The 16,373-nt window shown below is 67.7% G+C and carries 20 protein-coding genes and 1 tRNA gene; 2 read left to right on the forward strand and 19 right to left on the reverse strand.

The window, feature by feature from the left end:
• Nucleotides 1-5 precede the first annotated feature (5 nt).
• Both menD and WDJ57_RS01795 read right to left on the reverse strand, forming a co-directional pair.
• Nucleotides 6-1,760, reverse strand: a complete 1,755-nt coding sequence (gene menD / locus WDJ57_RS01790; RefSeq protein WP_338903332.1) for a 2-succinyl-5-enolpyruvyl-6-hydroxy-3-cyclohexene-1-carboxylic-acid synthase — start codon at nucleotides 1,758-1,760, stop codon at nucleotides 6-8.
• Nucleotides 1,757-3,103: an isochorismate synthase gene (locus WDJ57_RS01795; RefSeq protein ID WP_338903333.1), complete on the reverse strand. Its 1,347-nt coding sequence runs from the start codon at nucleotides 3,101-3,103 to the stop codon at nucleotides 1,757-1,759. Before WDJ57_RS01795 ends, menD begins: the two co-directional genes overlap by 4 nt.
• Nucleotides 3,104-3,347: 244 nt before the next feature.
• On the opposite strand from WDJ57_RS01795, the gene WDJ57_RS01800 reads away from it, so the two are divergent.
• Both WDJ57_RS01800 and WDJ57_RS01805 read left to right on the forward strand, forming a co-directional pair.
• A complete protein-coding gene (locus WDJ57_RS01800; protein WP_338903336.1) occupies nucleotides 3,348-3,563 on the forward strand; it encodes a ribbon-helix-helix domain-containing protein in 216 nt (71 codons plus the stop codon).
• Nucleotides 3,564-3,664: 101 nt separating this feature from the next.
• The gene (locus WDJ57_RS01805; RefSeq protein WP_338903339.1) at nucleotides 3,665-3,943 is read left to right on the forward strand and encodes a UPF0058 family protein; all 279 of its coding nucleotides are present in this window, start codon (nucleotides 3,665-3,667) and stop codon (nucleotides 3,941-3,943) included.
• 51 nt (nucleotides 3,944-3,994) lie between these two features.
• On the opposite strand, the gene WDJ57_RS01810 is transcribed toward WDJ57_RS01805, so the two are convergent.
• The 17 genes from WDJ57_RS01810 to WDJ57_RS01890 form a co-directional block, all read right to left on the reverse strand.
• Entirely contained in the window at nucleotides 3,995-4,504 is a 510-nt protein-coding gene (locus WDJ57_RS01810) for an Lrp/AsnC family transcriptional regulator (RefSeq protein ID WP_338903341.1), read from the reverse strand.
• Between the two features lie 101 nt (nucleotides 4,505-4,605).
• Nucleotides 4,606-5,397 (reverse strand): enoyl-CoA hydratase/isomerase family protein, encoded by a 792-nt coding sequence (locus WDJ57_RS01815; RefSeq protein WP_338903344.1) that lies wholly within the window; start codon nucleotides 5,395-5,397, stop codon nucleotides 4,606-4,608.
• Nucleotides 5,398-5,442: 45 nt separating this feature from the next.
• On the reverse strand, nucleotides 5,443-6,381 hold the full coding sequence (locus WDJ57_RS01820) for an ArsA family ATPase (RefSeq protein WP_338903346.1): 939 nt from the start codon (nucleotides 6,379-6,381) through the stop codon (nucleotides 5,443-5,445).
• Between the two features lie 138 nt (nucleotides 6,382-6,519).
• On the reverse strand, nucleotides 6,520-7,554 hold the full coding sequence (idsA3, locus tag WDJ57_RS01825) for a geranylfarnesyl diphosphate synthase (RefSeq protein ID WP_338903348.1): 1,035 nt from the start codon (nucleotides 7,552-7,554) through the stop codon (nucleotides 6,520-6,522).
• Between the two features lie 2 nt (nucleotides 7,555-7,556).
• Entirely contained in the window at nucleotides 7,557-8,903 is a 1,347-nt protein-coding gene (locus tag WDJ57_RS01830; RefSeq protein WP_338903350.1) for a ribonuclease J, read from the reverse strand.
• A 271-nt stretch (nucleotides 8,904-9,174) separates the two neighbouring features.
• A complete protein-coding gene (locus WDJ57_RS01835) occupies nucleotides 9,175-10,434 on the reverse strand; it encodes a hypothetical protein (protein ID WP_338903353.1) in 1,260 nt (419 codons plus the stop codon).
• Between the two features lie 50 nt (nucleotides 10,435-10,484).
• Nucleotides 10,485-11,234 (reverse strand): isopentenyl phosphate kinase, encoded by a 750-nt coding sequence (locus tag WDJ57_RS01840; RefSeq protein ID WP_338903356.1) that lies wholly within the window; start codon nucleotides 11,232-11,234, stop codon nucleotides 10,485-10,487.
• Nucleotides 11,231-12,217 (reverse strand): mevalonate kinase, encoded by a 987-nt coding sequence (gene mvk, locus WDJ57_RS01845; RefSeq protein WP_338903359.1) that lies wholly within the window; start codon nucleotides 12,215-12,217, stop codon nucleotides 11,231-11,233. The genes WDJ57_RS01840 and mvk overlap by 4 nt, the downstream gene beginning before the upstream one ends.
• Nucleotides 12,218-12,244: 27 nt before the next feature.
• Complete coding sequence (locus WDJ57_RS01850) at nucleotides 12,245-12,628, reverse strand: DUF5518 domain-containing protein (protein ID WP_338903361.1); 384 nt, start codon at nucleotides 12,626-12,628, stop codon at nucleotides 12,245-12,247.
• 111 nt (nucleotides 12,629-12,739) lie between these two features.
• Nucleotides 12,740-13,513, reverse strand: a complete 774-nt coding sequence (gene rpsB, locus WDJ57_RS01855) for a 30S ribosomal protein S2 (protein WP_338903364.1) — start codon at nucleotides 13,511-13,513, stop codon at nucleotides 12,740-12,742.
• Nucleotides 13,510-14,712 (reverse strand): phosphopyruvate hydratase, encoded by a 1,203-nt coding sequence (gene eno, locus WDJ57_RS01860; protein WP_338903366.1) that lies wholly within the window; start codon nucleotides 14,710-14,712, stop codon nucleotides 13,510-13,512. The genes rpsB and eno overlap by 4 nt, the downstream gene beginning before the upstream one ends.
• Nucleotides 14,709-14,888 carry a DNA-directed RNA polymerase subunit K gene (locus WDJ57_RS01865; protein ID WP_338906231.1) on the reverse strand — a complete coding sequence of 60 codons (180 nt, stop codon included), beginning with the start codon at nucleotides 14,886-14,888 and terminating at the stop codon, nucleotides 14,709-14,711. The genes eno and WDJ57_RS01865 overlap by 4 nt, the downstream gene beginning before the upstream one ends.
• Nucleotides 14,888-15,088 (reverse strand): DNA-directed RNA polymerase subunit N, encoded by a 201-nt coding sequence (locus WDJ57_RS01870; RefSeq protein WP_159901306.1) that lies wholly within the window; start codon nucleotides 15,086-15,088, stop codon nucleotides 14,888-14,890. The genes WDJ57_RS01865 and WDJ57_RS01870 overlap by 1 nt, the downstream gene beginning before the upstream one ends.
• A gap of 7 nt (nucleotides 15,089-15,095) precedes the next feature.
• A complete protein-coding gene (locus tag WDJ57_RS01875; protein ID WP_338903369.1) occupies nucleotides 15,096-15,494 on the reverse strand; it encodes a 30S ribosomal protein S9 in 399 nt (132 codons plus the stop codon).
• Nucleotides 15,488-15,922 carry a 50S ribosomal protein L13 gene (locus WDJ57_RS01880; RefSeq protein ID WP_338903370.1) on the reverse strand — a complete coding sequence of 145 codons (435 nt, stop codon included), beginning with the start codon at nucleotides 15,920-15,922 and terminating at the stop codon, nucleotides 15,488-15,490. Before WDJ57_RS01880 ends, WDJ57_RS01875 begins: the two co-directional genes overlap by 7 nt.
• A complete protein-coding gene (locus tag WDJ57_RS01885; protein WP_338903372.1) occupies nucleotides 15,919-16,269 on the reverse strand; it encodes a 50S ribosomal protein L18e in 351 nt (116 codons plus the stop codon). The genes WDJ57_RS01880 and WDJ57_RS01885 overlap by 4 nt, the downstream gene beginning before the upstream one ends.
• Nucleotides 16,270-16,287: 18 nt before the next feature.
• Nucleotides 16,288-16,372: transfer RNA gene (locus WDJ57_RS01890), tRNA-Leu, on the reverse strand.
• Nucleotide 16,373: the final 1 nt, after the last annotated feature.

The following is a 16,373-nucleotide window of genomic DNA, read 5'->3' on the forward strand; positions in this document are numbered from 1 at the left end:
GCGACTCAGGGAACCTGGTCGCAGACCCGGTCGTGCAACCGTTCCCGGAAGCGGTGGCTCTCGGTGGCGTCCGTCCGGACTTCGAGCACCGTTGTCCCGCCGTCGCCGACTGTCGCGTCGAAGGCCCGCTGGAACTCCCCGCGGCCGTCCACCCGCCGGAAGTCGAGGTCATAGAGGTCCCCGGTGGGCTCGAAGTCCAGACCGTGGGGCGTCTCGAACTGCTCGGTGAACGGCGGGTCGAAGTTCTCGATGGGGAGTTTGTGGAAGATGCCGCCGCCGTCGTTGTTGACGAGGACGATCGTGGCGTCGACGTCGCAGCGCGCCAGCGCGAGCAGGCCGTTCATGTCGTGGTAGTAGGCGATGTCGCCGGTCACGAGCACGAGCGGGTCGTCCGTCGCGCTGCCGGCCCCCAGCGCCGTCGAGGTGACGCCGTCGATACCGCTGACGCCGCGGTTCCCGAGCGTCGTAATCGCCGCGGCCCGCGGCTTGCCGAACCGGTCCAGGTCACGCACCGGCATGCTGTTGGAGACAAAGAGCGTCGCCGGGTCGGGGCACTGACTGGCCACGTCGTGCAGCACCGCCCCTTCGAAGAACCGCTCCTCGCAGGCCTCTCCGACCAAATCCCAGTACGCCCGTTCGGCCTCGCCGAAGCGTTCGGCCCATGCCGGCTCTCCGGGGGCCGTCACCTCGTCCGCCACCGCCTCGAATAGCGCGGTCGGGTCGGCGACGACGAGGTCCGTCGCGGTGAACTCCGCCTCGCGCCAGCCCCCTGCGGGGTCGACCACGAACTGTCGCGCCTCGACGCCGGCCAGGTACTTCCGGAGCACCTTCGACGTGGGCGAGGCCCCGGTCCGGACGACGACGTCCGGCTCGGGCCAGTCCTCGACGCCGTCCAGGTAGGAGTCGTACCCGCCGCAGACGGTGGGCGAGCGGGTCTCTGGACCGAACCGGGCACCCGAGAGCGGGTCCGCGAGCACCGGGAACCCGGTCGCTTCAGCGACGCTGGCGACTGCCGCCCGGTCCGGGCCCGGCGAATCCGCGGGGCCACAGACGACGAGCCCCCTCTCGGCGTTCTCGATGGCCGCAGCGACGGTCTGGACGGTATCGCCCGACGGCTCAACCCGGCCGGCCGTCGTCCGCAGGTACGGCCCGTCGCGTCCTTCGGCGGCCAGAGGCGCGTCCCGCCCGAACGAGTCGGGCACGTCGCCGGGCACCTCGGTCGGTTCCAGCGGCTTGCGGAAGGGGACGTTGAGGTGGACCGGCCCGGGTTTCGCTCCCGTCGTCTCTCGGTATGCCCGGGCCATCGTCGTCCGGAGCGACCGGACTTTCCGGTCCTCGGCTTCCGGTTCGGGTAGCGTCCGGTACCAGCGGACGGCGTCCCCGTAGAGCTTCTCCTGGTCGGTGGTCTGGTTCGCGCCGCTGTCCCGGAGTTCCGGCGGGCGGTCGGCGGTGAGGAGGAGTAGCGGAACCCGTGCCTCGCTGGCTTCCAGCACCGCCGGGTGGAAGTTCGCTGCGGCGGTCCCGGACGTGCAGACGACGGCCGTCGGCGCTCCCGTGCGGCGGCCCCGTCCGAGCGCGAAGAAGGCGCTCGACCGCTCGTCCAGGTGCGAGAAGACCGTTATGTCGGGGTGGGCCGCGAAGGCGACGGTGAGCGGCGTCGAGCGGCTCCCCGGCGAGATACAGACGGCCTCCAGGCCGGCCGCCGCCAGTTCGTCGGCGATGACGCGTCCCCAGAGCGTGTTCCTGTTCGGTGCCGTCATTCGAGTTCGTCGAGCATCGGGCCGTACTTCAGTTGTAGTTCGTCGTACTCCTCGTCGGGGTCGCTGTCGGCGACGATACCCGCGCCGGCGAACAGCGTCGCCGTGCTGTCGGCGGCCAGCGCAGACCTGATGGCGACGGCGAAGGTGCCGTCGCCGTCGGCGTCGAGCCAGCCGATGGGCGAGGCGTACCAGCCGCGGTCGAACGCCTCCGTCTCGCGGATGGTCCGCAACGCGCCGTCCGGCGGGAGCCCACCGACCGCGGGGGTCGGATGCAGCGCCTCGACCAGCGAGAGCACGTGTGCGTCGCTCGCCAGTTCCGCGCGAATCGGCGTCTGGAGGTGCTGGACGGTGTCCAGCCGGCGGACCGTCCGGCTCCCGGTCCGAATCTCGGACGCGAGCGGTGCGAGCTGTTCGCGTATCGCCTCCACGACGAGCTGGTGTTCGTGGACGTCCTTCTCGCTCTCGCGGAGTTCGGCCGCCAGCCACTCGTCCTCGGACGCCGTGTCGCCGCGGCCGGTCGAGCCAGCCAGCGCCTCCGTCCTGACCGTCCGTCCCTGCAGCGTCACCAGCCGCTCCGGGGTGGCTCCGAAGAACGTACCCCCGACGGCCGGTTCGAACAGGAACCTGAAGCACCCGGGGTAGGTCTCGCCCAGTCGCGAGAGGGCACTCGGGGCGTCGACGGGCCTGTCGAGGTCAACGTTCAGGGCCTGTGCCAGCACGACCTTCTGCAGGTCGCCACGGCGGACCTTCTCGGTGGCCGCAGTCACCTGGTCGCGCCAGCCCTCCTTGGACGGGGTAGGCCGCTTCCGCGCGATACCGGGGCGGCCCGTCGCCTCGAACGCCGGGAGGGAGGCGAGTCGGGACTCCCACTCGTCCAGGGTCTCCTCGGCGCGACCGGTGGCGTCCGCGCCCGTGGCAGCGGCGGTCAGCCACGCACCGCTCGTGGTCATCGTCAACTGGACCGACGGCAGCACGAAGCGTGCGCCGGGGTAGCCGTGCCAGAGTTCGCTCGCGTTCGGCTCGGCGTGACCCTCGTGGAAGGCGAACCCGCCGAACAGCCGCGGCCGCGCGTCGTGGTGAACGCCGTCGGGCACGGAGAGCCCGTCGAAGAGGTCTTCCACGCCCGCCCGGACGGTCCCGAACCGGTCGCGTCCGTCGGCCGTTATCATCGCCGCCGTCCCGCCAGCGACCATCGTGGTCGTGGCGTCGCCCCAGGCCAGCCGGGGACGCGTGACGGCGTGCAGGAACGAGCCGACCGACGTCCGGTCGATTGCTCGCGACCGGACGGCGCCCGTCAGTTCCGAGACCGGCACGGGTTGCCCGTCACCACGCACTGATTCCATCTGGCACACGTTGGTGTTCCCGACGTTTGAGCCTAACTATACGGTCCGCACGGGAACGGGCCGAGCGCCTGCCGTCGACGGCCGCTCCAGCCGCCGCCAGGGCACAGACGAAATATACGGCGATAACGAACATAATCTCCAACAGTAGCAAAGTAGTTTTTTGCTCGTTGCGTATAGATTTTTGTCATCCCGAAGTCCCCCCGTCAGGTTTAAATGCCCCTCAGTCGAACGCTCCAACGTTGCGATGCCAAAGGTAGAGATCACGATTCCGGAACACCTCGAGATGCAGATCGCCCAGATGGTCGAACAGGGCGAGTTCCTCAACCGCGAGGAAGCAATCGAGGACCTACTCTCCACCGGACTGAAGGCGTACAAAACGAGTGGCCCGAGTGACGAGGACGAGGAGCCGGGCTTCGAAGAGGATGGGATGATGGGACACGACGACGAGTACGTCTTCTGACATACCGTCCTGCGCGGCGCGACCGGGTGTACCCATCCCCGTGTTCTGGTAGCGGCTCCCAAACAATCCTTAAAACGATACCCGTCCAATAGAATACCACAATGCACAAAGACGAGCTTCTGGAGCTCCACGAACAGATGGTCACTATCATGAACTACTTCAAAAACCTCGAACACGTGGACGAGACGCTGTTCGAGGCCTACGACGAACTCGACGTCACCCCCGCCGACGTACACATGTCCAAAAGCGAACACAAGCACGCGGTGTTCGTGCTCGGGAACGCGCTGGCGAACGCGATGAGCGAGGACGAGTTCTCCGACGCCGGACGGGTCGGCAAGCGGATGAAGGAACTCGCAGAGGACGCGGAACGCAAACTGTAGGCGGGTCCACAGCTCCAGAGCGCTGGCGGTAGTGCCGTGCCGGCTCGACTCTCACTCTTCACTCAGTACGTCGAGAAGTTCCGGGTCCGTTCGGAACTTCAACACGTTGTGCAGGGCGTGGTTGCGGACGTTCTCGACCACGTCCCCGTGGTGCTTGTAGAACTCGTGGACCCACCGCGATTCGGCGGCGCGGCTGGGAAACAGCATGATGGCCTTCCACTGGTACGTCCCCGTCGAGAGGGAGTAAAAGAGCGTGTGCTCGTCGTCCCGGATGAACTCCATCGCCTCCCGCCAGCGGTCCGCGAAGTGTGAGGCGTCGAACTTGAACTCGAGTAACGCGAAGTTGAAGTACGCCTCGTTGATAAGAATCGCGTCGCGAAAGACGCCTTCCTCGCGCATCTTGCGCACGGACTCGCTGACGGTGACGTGGGAGACGTCGATGTCGTACTTCGATTCCAGACGCCGCGCGAGTTCCCGCGAGGAGAGCTGTGGCTCCCGCGAGAGCTCCTTGAGAATACAGACGTCGCGCTGGCTGAACTCCCAGTCTGGCTCGTCGTCCATCTCTACCTGCCTGGTCTATCATGTAAGAAAATGTTACTTACGATAGGCCGAGAAAGACCCCGTTCGTCGCTCCGCCGTGACCGGAGCACGACGACGGAACGCTACCGGCCCTCGAACTCGGGCTCCCGGCCCTCTGCGAACGCGTACGCGCCTTCGGAGTGGTCCTCGGAGGCTATCGTCTCCGCCAGCGCATCCGCTTCGGCCTCGATAGCAGCGTCTATGTCACGCGTCGGACCGGCTTCGAGGAGCCGTTTCGACGCTTCCAGTGCGACGGTCGGCCCGCTCGCGATGTCGGCGACGAGGTCGTCCGCCCGCTCGTCGAACTCCTCTTCCGGGTAGACGTGATTGACGAGTCCGAGGTCGAGGGCCCGGTCGCTCTCGACCAGTTCGCCGGTGTAGACCAGTTCCTTCGCCACGTTCTCGCCGACGAGACGCGGCAACAGGTGTGAGGTGCCCGAGTCGACGGAGAGGCCGACCTGCCGGAACCCGAAGCTGATTCGTGCCCGCTCGCTCGCCAACACGACGTCGCAGGCGATGGCGAGCGCCCCGCCGGCACCGAAGGCGGGGCCGTCCACCTTCGCGACGGACGGCATCGGACACTCGGCGACGGCCTGGACCGCCCGGTTGACTGGCAGGGCGTAGTCCTCGATGCGGGTCTCGATGTCGACGTCCGCCGCGACCCCCTCCATCATCGCCGCGACGTCGCCCCCGGCACAGAAGACGCCGCCGGCACCCTCCACGACGAGACAGCGCGCGTTCTCGGCCTCCGCCTCCGCGACAGCGGACTGGACGCCCTCGGCCATCTCGACCGTGAGGGCGTTGCGCACGTCCGGGTCGTTCAGCGTCAGCGTCGCCGTCTCGTCGACTATCTCCAGGGTCACCAGTTCGCTCATGCTGTCGGTCGACGCACGACAGCCGAATAAGTCCTGCGCGGCCGGCTACGGCGGGAGCCGGTCGGCGATCGTCTCCAGCGCCTCCCAGCCGTCGGCCTGACCGGTCAGGTCGGGGAGTTCCACCCTGTCGAGGTCGGGGAACGCCTCGCCTATCTCCGACAGAACCTCCTGCTGCCGTTCCTGCTGTGCAGAACAACGCGCACACCCCTCGTCGACCTCCGTCAGCACCCGGTTGACCACCAGCGTCCCGACGGGGACCTCCGCCTCGCGGAGTCGCGCGACCAGTCGCTCGGTCTCGGACAGCACCAGCCGTTCGGGGAGACAGACCACCCGGAAGGTCGTCCGGTCGGGGTCGCGCAGGACCGCCGCCACGCGCTCCATCTCGGACAAGACCTCGGTGAAGGCAGTGTCGTCCGCGTCGTCCCGGCCCATCGTCGCGTACGGACCGAACAGCATCGTCTTCGCCGCGTCGGTCTTCCGGGAGACCTGTTCCCGGACCGACAGTGCGGTCTTGACGCCGGTCCCGACGGCATCGGGCAAGTCGAGCAGGCGGAGCGTGTGGCCGGTCGGGGCCGTGTCGAAAATGACCCGGTCCCAGCGGTCGTCCTCGGCGTACGTCTCGATGTTGGCCAGCGCGGCCAGTTCGTCGCTGCCCGGCAACAGGCCGGCGGTGAAAAGCTCCCGGAGTCCGGCTTCGTCCAGGTCGATGCCGGCCCCGTCCAGGTCGTCTGCCAGCGCCTCGAACAGCGCCTCGTACTGTGCCGTCCCCTTCGCCGGGTCAGTCTCCACGGCGGACAGCCCCGACTCTATCTCGACCGGGTCGCCGCTCAGGTCCGCCTCCAGCACGTCTCCGAGCGAGTGGGCGGGGTCCGTCGACACGACGAGCGCGTCCTCGCCCGCGCGAGCGGCCGCCAACCCCGTCGCCGCCGCGCAGGTCGTCTTGCCGACGCCCCCTTTGCCGCCGTAGAGGACCACATCTGGCATGGGTAGAGCGTAGGCCAGCGCGCGCAAAAACCCACCGGCGCGCCAGCTGGAACTGCCGCTTGGGCCTCGCGTCGTCTCGCACTCGGGACATCGCTATAAAAATTCGCTCGTAGAACGCCCCACCGAACGCGGCCGGTCTCAGTAGTCGCGCTCGATGAGGTAGTCCGCAACGCCTTCGAGCATCCGTTTGGGCTCGTTGTCGGGGAGGACCTCGAGGTTCTCCTTCCCGCTCGCGACGAGGTCCTGCGCTCGCTCGCGGGCGAACTGGATGCTCCCGGCCTCGCGAAGCCGGTCCACAGCGGCTTCGATTTCGGCCTCTGTCACCGCCTCGACGCTGTCAGACGAGACGAGGTTGTCGACGTCGACGCCCTGGTTGCGGGCGTGGACGGTGATGAGCGTCTGTTTGTGCTCGACCAGGTCGCTCCCGCGCTGCTTGCCGAGCTTCTCGGTCGGCGTCGTCAGGTCCAGCAGGTCGTCCTGTATCTGGAAGGCCCGACCGATGTCGAGGCCGTAGCCGTGCAGCGGGTCGACTGCCTCGTCGTACCCCAGCAAGATTGCGGGAATCGACGCGGCGGCAGCGTACAGCACGGCCGTCTTCAGCTCGACCATCTCCAGGTACTCGTCCGGTTCGATGGCACCGCGGCGTTCGAAGCTGATGTCGAGCGACTGACCCTCGCATATCTCGGTGCAGGTGGTCGCGAGTTCCGACATGGCATCGACAGACCGTGCGGGCTGGGCACCGGTCTCCAGCATCGTCTCGAACGCCTTCGAGTACAGCGTATCGCCCGCGAGGATGGCCGTGGAGAGGCCGTACTCCTCGTGGACCGCCGGCACGCCGCGCCGGACCTCGTCGTCGTCCATGATGTCGTCGTGGATGAGCGTGAACGACTGGATGATTTCGATGCTGACGGCGGCCCGCATGATGTCGATTTGCCGGTCGTCGGCCGTCGGGAAAGCCGTGTAGTCCGTCGACAGCGGCGGGACGTCGGCCAGCGACTCGGCAGTCAGCAACACGACGGTCGGTCGCAGTCGCTTGCCGCCGGCCTTCAGCAGGTACCGCGACGCCTCGTAGAGTTCCTCGGGGTCGTCCAGCGGGAGGTACTCGTCGATGGCGTCGTTGACTTGCCCGCGCCGGTCCACGAGTGCCGTTTCGACGGTCTGCTGGCGAGTCATCGTCACTCGACCAGCGAGATGAGGTTGCCGTTCCGGGTCACGTGGAGGTCACGGCCCATCTTGTATCCCATGCTCTCCGCGAGGTCGACGTAGGGAGCGAAGCCTTTCATGTCCTGGTGGGCCGGGATGACGTGCTTGGGCTGGAGCGCGTCCAGCATCTCGTAGTGGCCCTCGCGGTTCAGGTGGCCCGAGACGTGGATGTCGTCGTAGATGCGCGCGCCCTGCATGCCGAGCAGGCGCTCGGACTGGTAGCGCTGGCCCTCGTTGGTCGGCTCCGGGATGACCCGCGCCGAGAAGATGACCTTGTCGCCGTTGTCCAGTTCGTAGGGGGTCTCGCCGCGGCCCATCCGGGTGAGCATCGCGCGCGGCTCGCCCTGGTGGCCCGTCACGATGGGCAGGAAGTTCTCCTTGCCCTCGTTCATGATGCGCTTGAACGTCCGGTCGACGGACTTCCGGTGGCCGTACATCCCCAGGTCGTCGGGGAACTCCACGAAGTCCAGCCGTTCCGCGGTGCCGGAGTACTTCTCCATCGAGCGGCCGAGCAGCACCGGCTGACGGCCGATGTCGTCGGCGAACTCGACGAGGCTCTTGACGCGGGCGATGTGGCTGGAAAAGGTCGTGGCGACGATGCCGCCGTCGTAGTCCTCCAGGCTGTACATGACGTCCTTGAGGTGGCGACGGGCGACGGATTCGCTGGGCGTGCGACCCTTCTTCTCCGCGTTCGTACAGTCCTCGATGTAACAGAGGACGCCCTCGCCCTCGCGGCCGATTTCGCGGAACCGGTCCATGTCGATGGGGTCGCCGATGACCGGCGTGTGGTCCATGCGCTTGTCCAGCCCGTAGACGATTGCGCCCTCGGGCGTGTGAAGCACCGGGTTGATGGCGTCGATGATGGAGTGGGTGACGTTGACGAACTCCAGTTCGTTGCGCTCGCCGATGGACATCGTCTCGCCGGGGTCCATCTTGATGAGGTCGTTCTGGACGCCGAACTTCTCCTCGCCCTGAATCTGCTGTTTGACCAGTTCGATGGTGAAGGGGGTCGCGACGACGGGGGCGTCGTAGCGGTGGGCCAGCTTGGAGATGGCGCCGATGTGGTCGAGGTGACCGTGGGTCGGCACGATGGCCTTGACGTCGCCCTCCAGGTCGGACATGACGCGGTCGTCCGGAATCGCGCCCATGTCGATGAGGTCGAGCGAGTGCATCCGCTCGGTCTCGACGTTGTCGTGAATCAGTACCTTCGAGAGGTTCAGTCCCATGTCGAAGATGACCACGTCGTCACCGGCCCGAACCGCAGTCATCTGCCGACCGACTTCCTCGTAACCGCCTATCGTTGCAATTTCGATTTCCATTGTATCACGCCGAGGGGCCCAGCCAGATACCGGGCGGCCGACGGGGAAGACAGCAATCTACACTGGCGACCAGTCCCGCGGCAGGTCCAGTCGGTACCGGCCTGCGCAGCGACTCGCGTCTCCCGAACGCGTCGCGAACACCGGGTCACCCTCGCGTGAGGGTCCCGGACGGACGCGTCCGTCGGCCGTCACACCGCGTACCTGGGACGGCCGTACGCTCGGTTACTGAGGACTAACAGTCCGGGTGATAAAAACTGTGGGGGTTCGCCGCTCACTCCCCGTCCGGGTCCGCCAGCGGGTCGGTGCCGGACGCGTTCCCGACGGTCCGGCCCGACTCCCCGTCTCCGCTCGCGTCCTCTTCCTCCCACTCGGCGTCCTCCGTCGAATCCGGGTCGTCGCGCCACTCCCCATCTGTGTCTTCTTCCGTCGCGTCGTCGACCTCCGTCTCGTCGTCTATCGTCCCGTCATCTATCGTCCCATCGTCTGTCGTTCCGTCGTCCATCCCGCCGCTCGTGCCGAACGCGATCTCCTCGGGCGTCGGCTCCCGTTTCGACTGGGGTTCCTTGCTCTCCCACTCGTCCGCCGGGTCGGTCGGCGTCTCCTCGCGGTTCGCGTCTGGCTCCGGCACCGGCTCGGTCCCGGACGCCGACGGCTTCGACTGGTCGCGTCGCCCCTGCGTCGCCGGCGGCTCTGGCGGCTCTGGGGGCTGTCCCCGCCGTGTCTGTTCTTCCGCTTCCTGCTGCACGCGTTCGCCCTCCGCGTTCTCGTCGAATATCTCCGACAGCGACGGGTCCGTTTCGGCGGGTGCCTCGTCTGCTTCCGGACCCCGCTCCGTGATGTCGGCACCCCCGGTTTCGGACGCAGCCTGCGCCTGCGCCCGGTCCGTCGACTCCCGCTCGTCGGCAGCGGTCTCGGACGCGCCGGACTGGGGCTCTGGCGGGGTGTCGACTCCCTCCGCCGGCGTGGCGTTGTCCGGCGCTCTGTCGCCCGGTTCGGTCCCCCTCGTCGCTGCCCGCGTGGGGGACTCGCTTCGCTCCTGGGCCGGCGTCGACGGGCCTGCGGGTTCGGACGGTTCCGCAGGCGGCGCTGGCTCGGACTCGGTCGGTTCCTCGTGCGACGCCTCCATCTCCACGGTGTCCTCACTTTCGACGGCGGGTTCTTCCGACTCCTCGTCGGCGCTTCCGGCCGCCGCGTCCGCGCCGGGCGCGGGCTGTGTCTGACCAGTGACGGTCGCCGGCGTCGATTCCGCGAGGCCGACGGCCACGCTGTCTGCGACGAGTTTGTGGAGGACGCCGAAGACACCGCTCAGGAGGACGAACGAGCCGAGCAGCGCGAGGATGCCACCGGCAGCCAGGTCGGACGTGTCTTCGACGGCACTCAGGGACCAGTCACCGACGAACGTCGTAGCAGCATCGTACCCGACCTCGTAGCCCAGGGCCAGGAGGCCGCCGCCGACCACGAGCACGGCGAACAGGTAGCCGAACAAGCGCATGCCGTACCTGAGACTGGCGACTGACCGGATTGCTGTCATATGAGCGCCGAGGACAACGACACACTAATAGATTGTGGCGGCGTCGCCGGCTATCCGCGGACGACTGTCCCGGGCGTCCCACCGGCCAGAAATACCGAGAGGTCGGCCGGCGAGAATATCGACGCCGGCACGTCCAGGTCCAGGAGCGCCCGCACCTTCCCCGCCATCCCGCCGGTCACGTCGGTGGCGTCGCTGCCCCCCAGGGCGTCCGCGACGTCCTCGAAGGCCGTGACAGTCGGAATGACCGACCCATCTTCGTCGAGGACGCCCGGAACCGTCGAGCACAGTCCGACCCGGTCCGCCGCCAGTGACTGCGCCAGCGAGACCACGATGTCGTCCCCGCTCAGAATCGTCGCTCCTTTTCCCTCGTGGGCAACGACGTCGCCGTGCAGAACCGGGACGAATCCCTCCCGGAGCATGCGGTCGACGCCCGCAGCGGGCAGGTCGAGTTCTCCGTCCTCGTTCCGGTGAGCCACCGACAGCGGGTGGACGGGAACCGCCTCGACGCCGTGGCCGCTCAGCGCGTCGAGCACCGCCTCGTTCAGTGCTCCCATCGCGCCGTGAATCTCACGCACTGCGGTCGCGTCGTGAGTCCCATCGGTTGTGGTGACCTCGTGGGCGGCAGCGTGGTGGTGGCCGAAGCTGCCGCCACCGTGGACGACGACGAGGTCGGTGCCGTCGTCGGTTTCGAGGCCCGCACCGACCGCCGCCGCCACCTCGTCCAGCGTCACATGGTCGACCGTCTCCGGGGAGTCCTTCTCGGTGACGACGCTGCCGCCGAGTTTGAGCACCGTCGTCATCGCGACTCCTGGCGAACTCCCTCAGTGTCGAGTTCGGCACGGAACGCCTCCTCGCAGCCCGGGGTGAACTCCAGCGCCGTCTTCGTCTCCGGCGTGCGGTCGAGCGCGACGATGCAGCCGCCGCCGCCCGCACCCGTGAGCTTCGCGCCGAGGGCGTCGGCGTCGCGGGCCGCCCAGACCATCGCGTCGAGCGAGCGCGAGGAGACGCCCAGCGCCTCCAGCAGCCCGTGGTTGAAGTTCATCAGGCGGCCGAGTTCCGCCAGGTCGCCCTCGGCGAGTGCCGTCTCGCCCTGCCGGACGATGTCGCCGATTGCCTCCACCGTGTCGGCGGCGAAGCCGTAGTCCTCCCGGAGTTTCCGGACGCCCGCAACGAGCGCTCCCGTGTCGCCGGCCCCACCGTCGTAGCCGATGACGAATGGGAGGTCCGGGGCAGCTATCGTCCGGCAGTCGTCGCCCTCGACGCGGACGGCCCCGCCCATCGCGGAGCAAAAGGTGTCCGCCCGGGACGCCTCGCCGTCCTGCACCGCGTACTCGACTTCGTAGGCCCGCTGGGCGATGTCCACTGGAGCCAGTTCGACGCCGAGTTCCCGCGTCGCGGCGTCGATGGTCGCGACGACGACGGCCGCCGACGAGCCCAGACCCGCCCCCAGCGGGATGGAACTCTCGACGGTGATGTCGAAGCCGACGTCCCCGGCGTCGGCGGCGTCCCTAGCCTGCTCGATGGCCTCGTTGACGTAGCCGACGCCGGCCTCGACCAGCGAGTCGGCGACTTCCACGTCCGGACGGCCACCCGTCTCGGCGTCGTACTCGACGGTGAACCCGTCGAGCGTGAGGTCGTCTGCGTGGACCGACATTCCCGACTCGCGTTGCTCCACTGTGACGTGTGCCCGGCGCTCGATGGCACACGGGACCGCCGGCTCCCCGTAGACGACGGCGTGTTCCCCGAAGAGATACACCTTCCCGGGGGCGCTCGATGTGACCATGCCTGCCCGTCCGGGGGCGAGGGTGTTTTAGATATCGGTATCGTACTTCAGGTAATTCCCGAGCCACCCGCCCAGCGCGCTCAGTCCCACCGTGTAGACGAGGACGAGGACGAACGCGAACGCGATGAAGACGAAGCCGAGGCCGCCGAAGGCCCGCGGCGCTCCCATTCCCGCCCCGCCAGTCAGCATGAACAGGAAGAACGGCCCGACGAACAGGAACAGCAACACGAGCGGGACGAGCGAGATGAGGCCGGCGTAGATGCCGACGCGGAGCCCGTCGTCGCGGGACCCGCCCTCCAGGTAGGCCGCCAGCGCACCGCCGAGGACGGGCGCGAACGGGACGAAGGAGGAGATGAGGATGTTCAGGAGGGCACCAATCAGGGCGTTGATGAGCGTGTCACCTTCAGCCATCGTCTGTATGTGCCACGCCGAACTATTTCAAGCCAGTGGGCGAGGCCCCCTGTTTCGAGGTAGCACTGCCGCTGGAGGGGCGAGGAAGCGTCGAAAACACGTACCCGAAACTCAGAGTTCGCTCTCGAAGTCTTCGAGAGCGTAGGTCGGCTCCGCGCCGCGGCGGTCCAGCGTCTCGTTGGCGAGCAGCCAGTAGACCACCGACAGGGCCTTGCGACCCTTGTTGTTGGTCGGGACCACGAGGTCGACGTTGCTCGTGGTGTTGTTGGAGTCGCACATCGCGATGACCGGGATGCCGACGGTGATGGCCTCCTTGACGGCCTGGGAGTCGCCGATGGGGTCGGTGACCACCACGACGTCCGGTTCGATGTAGCCGTCGTACTTGGGGTTGGTCAGCGTCCCCGGGATGAAGCGGCCGGTGCGGGCGCGTGCGCCCACGGCGTCGGCGAACTTCTCGGCCGGGAAGCGACCGTACTGGCGCGAGGAGGCCACGAGGATCTGCTCGGGCTCGTAGTTCGCCAGGAAGTCCGCGGCCGTGCGGATGCGCTGGTCGGTCATCGAGACGTCCAGCACGTAGAGACCGTCGGTCCGGACGCGGTGGATGAACCGCTCCATGTCCTTGGTCTTCTGCTGGGTCCCGATGTGGGCACCCGCCGCGAGGTAGTCCTCGACGGGGATGAGGAGGTCGGCCTCCTCGTCGGGCATCACGTCCTCGTCGAGGTCCGGGCCCGCGTCCTCTTCTGGTTCGGCCTCGGCTTCCGCGGCCTCGGCGTCCGGTGCGTCGTCCGTCTCGGCCTCGGCGTCGGCGTCCGCCTCGACCTCGTCTTCGACGGGGTCGACGTCGGACTCGTTCGCGTCGAGGCCTTCGTTCTCGTTTCCGCTCATGCGTTGTGTTCTATCCGTATGAGTTCGTTCAGCTTTGCCGTGCGCTCGCCGCCGACCGCGCCCGTCTTGATGTAGGGGGCGTCGGTCGCCACGGCGAGGTGTGCAATCGTCGTGTCCTCGGTCTCCCCGCTGCGGTGCGAGATGACCTGGTCGTAGCCGTTCTCGACCGCCAGTTCGACGGCGTCGACGGCGTCCGAGAGCGTTCCGATCTGGTTGGGTTTGACCAGGATGCTGTTTGCCGCACCCTCTTCGATGCCGGTCTCCAGGCGCTCGACGTTCGTCACGAACAGGTCGTCCCCGCAGACGAGCGTCCGGTCGCCGACCCGGTCGGTCAGGTCCGCGAACGCCTCGTAGTCGTTCTCGTCGAGCGGGTCCTCGACGTAGACGAGGTCGTACTCGTCGACGAGGTCCGCAACGTACTCGATTTGCTCCTCGGTGTCACGGACGCGCTCGCCGTAGACGTAGCCGTCCTCCTCGTCGTCGTACAGTTCCGCCCCGGCCATGTCCAGGCCGAAGCGGATCTCGAAGCCGACGTCGTCGCCGACCGTCTCGACAGCCTCGGCCATGATCTCGAAGGCGGCCGCGTCGTCGATAGAGGGTGCCCACGCGCCCTCGTCACCTTTGCCGCAGGGGACGCCGCGGTCGTCGAGGATGTCTGCGACCTCGCCGTGGACCGCCGCGTTGGCGAAGACGGCCTCCTCAACGGAGGGTGCGCCGACGGGCGCTGCCAGGAACTCCTGGATGTCCGTCGCGTCGGCCGCGTGTTCGCCGCCGCCGATGGCGTTGCCCAGCGGTGTCGGGAAAGTGTTCCCGCGGAAGGTGCCGCCCAGGTGCTGGAAGAGCGGGAGTCCGGCCACGTCCGCGCCGGCCTTGGCCGCGGCCATCGAGATAGCGACGGCGCTGTTGGCGCCGATCTGTGAGAAGTCGTCGGTGCCGTCGGCGGCGTGCAGTGCCGCGTCGACCTCGCGCTGGTCGCCGGCGTAGACCTCGCCGACGAGTCGCGGGACGGCCTCCTCGCGGGCGCTCGCGATGGCCTCGCTGGCCGGGAGTTCGATGGCCTCGTACTCGCCAGTGCTGGCACCGGAGGGTGCCTTGGCGCGGCCGAATCCGCCACTCTCCGTGTGGACGTCGGCCTCGACCGTCGCGTTGCCGCGGGAGTCGAGCACGCGGCGGAGAGCGACGTCCGTGACGAGCGTCACTCCCCGTCACCTCGCCGGACAGTGAAGGGCAGGACGCCCTCGTCGTACTCCTCGGCCGCGATGAGAATCGGCTGGGTCTGGTCGGTGTCGACGAGCACCGGCGCGCCGTAGGCCACCTGCAGGGCTCGCGCCCCGATGATGCGTGCCTTCTCGTAGCGGTTGCCCTTCCGTGCCATCATTGATAGGGTGCCACGATGTCGACCAGGTCCTTGTGCGAGACGAGCATCCGACGGCAGCAGTGGCGCTCGACGCCGAGTTCGTCGAGGACCTTCTCCGGGTCCTCCGGTTCCTCGGCTTCGCGCGTGCGTGCCTTGAACTCCTCCCAGTGTTCGCCCACGACATTGCCGCACGTGAAACAGCGGACTGGGACCATCATGTCTGTATCACCGGTAGGACTTCTGGTAGCGGGCCCGGGCGCCGGGGCCGCCCCACTTCTTGGATTCGCTCTGGCGCACGTCGTTGACGAGCAGCGACCGGTCGAACTCCATGTAGGCGTCCCGGAGTTCGGCGTCGTTGGTGTGCTGGACGAGTCCGCGGGCGATGGCTGTGCGGGCGGCGTCTGCCTGCCCCATCACGCCCCCGCCCTCGATGGACACTTCGACGTCCACGTCGTCGCGCAGCTCTTCGGCGGCGATGCGGAACGGCTCCAGCATCTTCAGCTGGGCCAGCTCCGGCTCGACCAGTTCGACCGGCCGGGAGTTGACGCGCACCTTGCCCGTCCCGTCCCGGATGGTCGCCCGTGCGATGGCTGTCTTCTTCTTGCCTGATGTGTTCGTTACCATGTGACGGATGCTCCGAGTGATTCGCTGACGTCCCCGAGGGGAACGAACTTGATGTTCGAGAGCCTGTCCAGCGACGTGTCGTCGAGGACCTCCGCGTCGTCGTAGGGGTTGCCCACGTAGACGCGGACGTTCTCGTAGGCTTCGCGACCGCGCTGTTTCTTGTACGGCAGCATGCCGCGAATCGCCCGTTTGAAGATGCGGTCCGGGCGCTTGGGGTACATCGGCCCGCGGTCCGAGCCGTGTTCCCGGCGCTCCTGGAACTTCTGTTTGACTGCTTCCTCGCGGCCGGTGACGACCGCGTTTTCGGCGTTGACCACGGCGACGCGCTCGCCGTCGAGTGCGCGCTGTGCGACCTGCGAGGCGACGCGGCCGAGGATGCAGTCCTGGGCGTCGACGACGACGTCGGCGTCGAACTCGGCGACGCTCATCGAATCACCCGCACGTTCGATCCCTCTGGGTTCTGTTCGAGTGCCTGTTCGAGTTTCATGGTATCGCCGACCTGTTCTATCTTCGTCTCGGCTGTGCCGGAGAAATCGACTGCTGCGACGGTGACGTCCTTCTGCAGGACGCCGCTGCCGAGCACCTTCCCGGGCACGACGACCGTCTCGTCCTCCCGTGCGTAGCGCTCGATGCGGCCGAGGTTCACCTCGGCGTGGGTCCGCCGGGGTTTCTCCAGGCGTTCGGCGACGTCGTTCCAGACGTCACCGCCCGACGCGCGGGCAGCCGACTTGAGATCAGCGATGAGACTACTGAGTCTCGGGTTCGTTTTGCTCATGACCTACCTCCTGAAAAGTGCAGGGAGCAGGATTTGAACCTGCGGACCCCTACGGGACAGCGCCCTGAACGCTGCGCCGTTGGCCAGACTTGGCTATCCCTGCT

The sequence above is a fragment of the Salinibaculum sp. SYNS191 genome (assembly GCF_037338445.1).
Lineage (GTDB): Archaea > Halobacteriota > Halobacteria > Halobacteriales > Haloarculaceae > Salinibaculum > Salinibaculum marinum.

What these genes read in the sequence shown, in the direction of transcription:
- WDJ57_RS01795 (WP_338903333.1), bottom strand. Translation starts at nt 3,103, where the DNA reads ATGGAATCAGTGCGTGGTGACGGGCAACCCGTGCCGGTCTCGGAACTG.
- WDJ57_RS01850 (WP_338903361.1), bottom strand. Translation starts at nt 12,628, where the DNA reads ATGGCTGAAGGTGACACGCTCATCAACGCCCTGATTGGTGCCCTCCTG.
- mvk (WP_338903359.1), bottom strand. Translation starts at nt 12,217, where the DNA reads ATGGTCACATCGAGCGCCCCCGGGAAGGTGTATCTCTTCGGGGAACAC.
- WDJ57_RS01840 (WP_338903356.1), bottom strand. Translation starts at nt 11,234, where the DNA reads ATGACGACGGTGCTCAAACTCGGCGGCAGCGTCGTCACCGAGAAGGAC.
- WDJ57_RS01885 (WP_338903372.1), bottom strand. Translation starts at nt 16,269, where the DNA reads ATGAGCAAAACGAACCCGAGACTCAGTAGTCTCATCGCTGATCTCAAG.
- WDJ57_RS01865 (WP_338906231.1), bottom strand. Translation starts at nt 14,888, where the DNA reads ATGGCACGGAAGGGCAACCGCTACGAGAAGGCACGCATCATCGGGGCG.
- rpsB (WP_338903364.1), bottom strand. Translation starts at nt 13,513, where the DNA reads ATGAGCGGAAACGAGAACGAAGGCCTCGACGCGAACGAGTCCGACGTC.
- WDJ57_RS01800 (WP_338903336.1), top strand. Translation starts at nt 3,348, where the DNA reads ATGCCAAAGGTAGAGATCACGATTCCGGAACACCTCGAGATGCAGATC.
- WDJ57_RS01815 (WP_338903344.1), bottom strand. Translation starts at nt 5,397, where the DNA reads ATGAGCGAACTGGTGACCCTGGAGATAGTCGACGAGACGGCGACGCTG.
- WDJ57_RS01870 (WP_159901306.1), bottom strand. Translation starts at nt 15,088, where the DNA reads ATGATGGTCCCAGTCCGCTGTTTCACGTGCGGCAATGTCGTGGGCGAA.
- WDJ57_RS01875 (WP_338903369.1), bottom strand. Translation starts at nt 15,494, where the DNA reads ATGGTAACGAACACATCAGGCAAGAAGAAGACAGCCATCGCACGGGCG.
- WDJ57_RS01805 (WP_338903339.1), top strand. Translation starts at nt 3,665, where the DNA reads ATGCACAAAGACGAGCTTCTGGAGCTCCACGAACAGATGGTCACTATC.
- WDJ57_RS01810 (WP_338903341.1), bottom strand. Translation starts at nt 4,504, where the DNA reads ATGGACGACGAGCCAGACTGGGAGTTCAGCCAGCGCGACGTCTGTATT.
- WDJ57_RS01830 (WP_338903350.1), bottom strand. Translation starts at nt 8,903, where the DNA reads ATGGAAATCGAAATTGCAACGATAGGCGGTTACGAGGAAGTCGGTCGG.
- idsA3 (WP_338903348.1), bottom strand. Translation starts at nt 7,554, where the DNA reads ATGACTCGCCAGCAGACCGTCGAAACGGCACTCGTGGACCGGCGCGGG.
- WDJ57_RS01835 (WP_338903353.1), bottom strand. Translation starts at nt 10,434, where the DNA reads ATGACAGCAATCCGGTCAGTCGCCAGTCTCAGGTACGGCATGCGCTTG.
- menD (WP_338903332.1), bottom strand. Translation starts at nt 1,760, where the DNA reads ATGACGGCACCGAACAGGAACACGCTCTGGGGACGCGTCATCGCCGAC.
- WDJ57_RS01820 (WP_338903346.1), bottom strand. Translation starts at nt 6,381, where the DNA reads ATGCCAGATGTGGTCCTCTACGGCGGCAAAGGGGGCGTCGGCAAGACG.
- WDJ57_RS01880 (WP_338903370.1), bottom strand. Translation starts at nt 15,922, where the DNA reads ATGAGCGTCGCCGAGTTCGACGCCGACGTCGTCGTCGACGCCCAGGAC.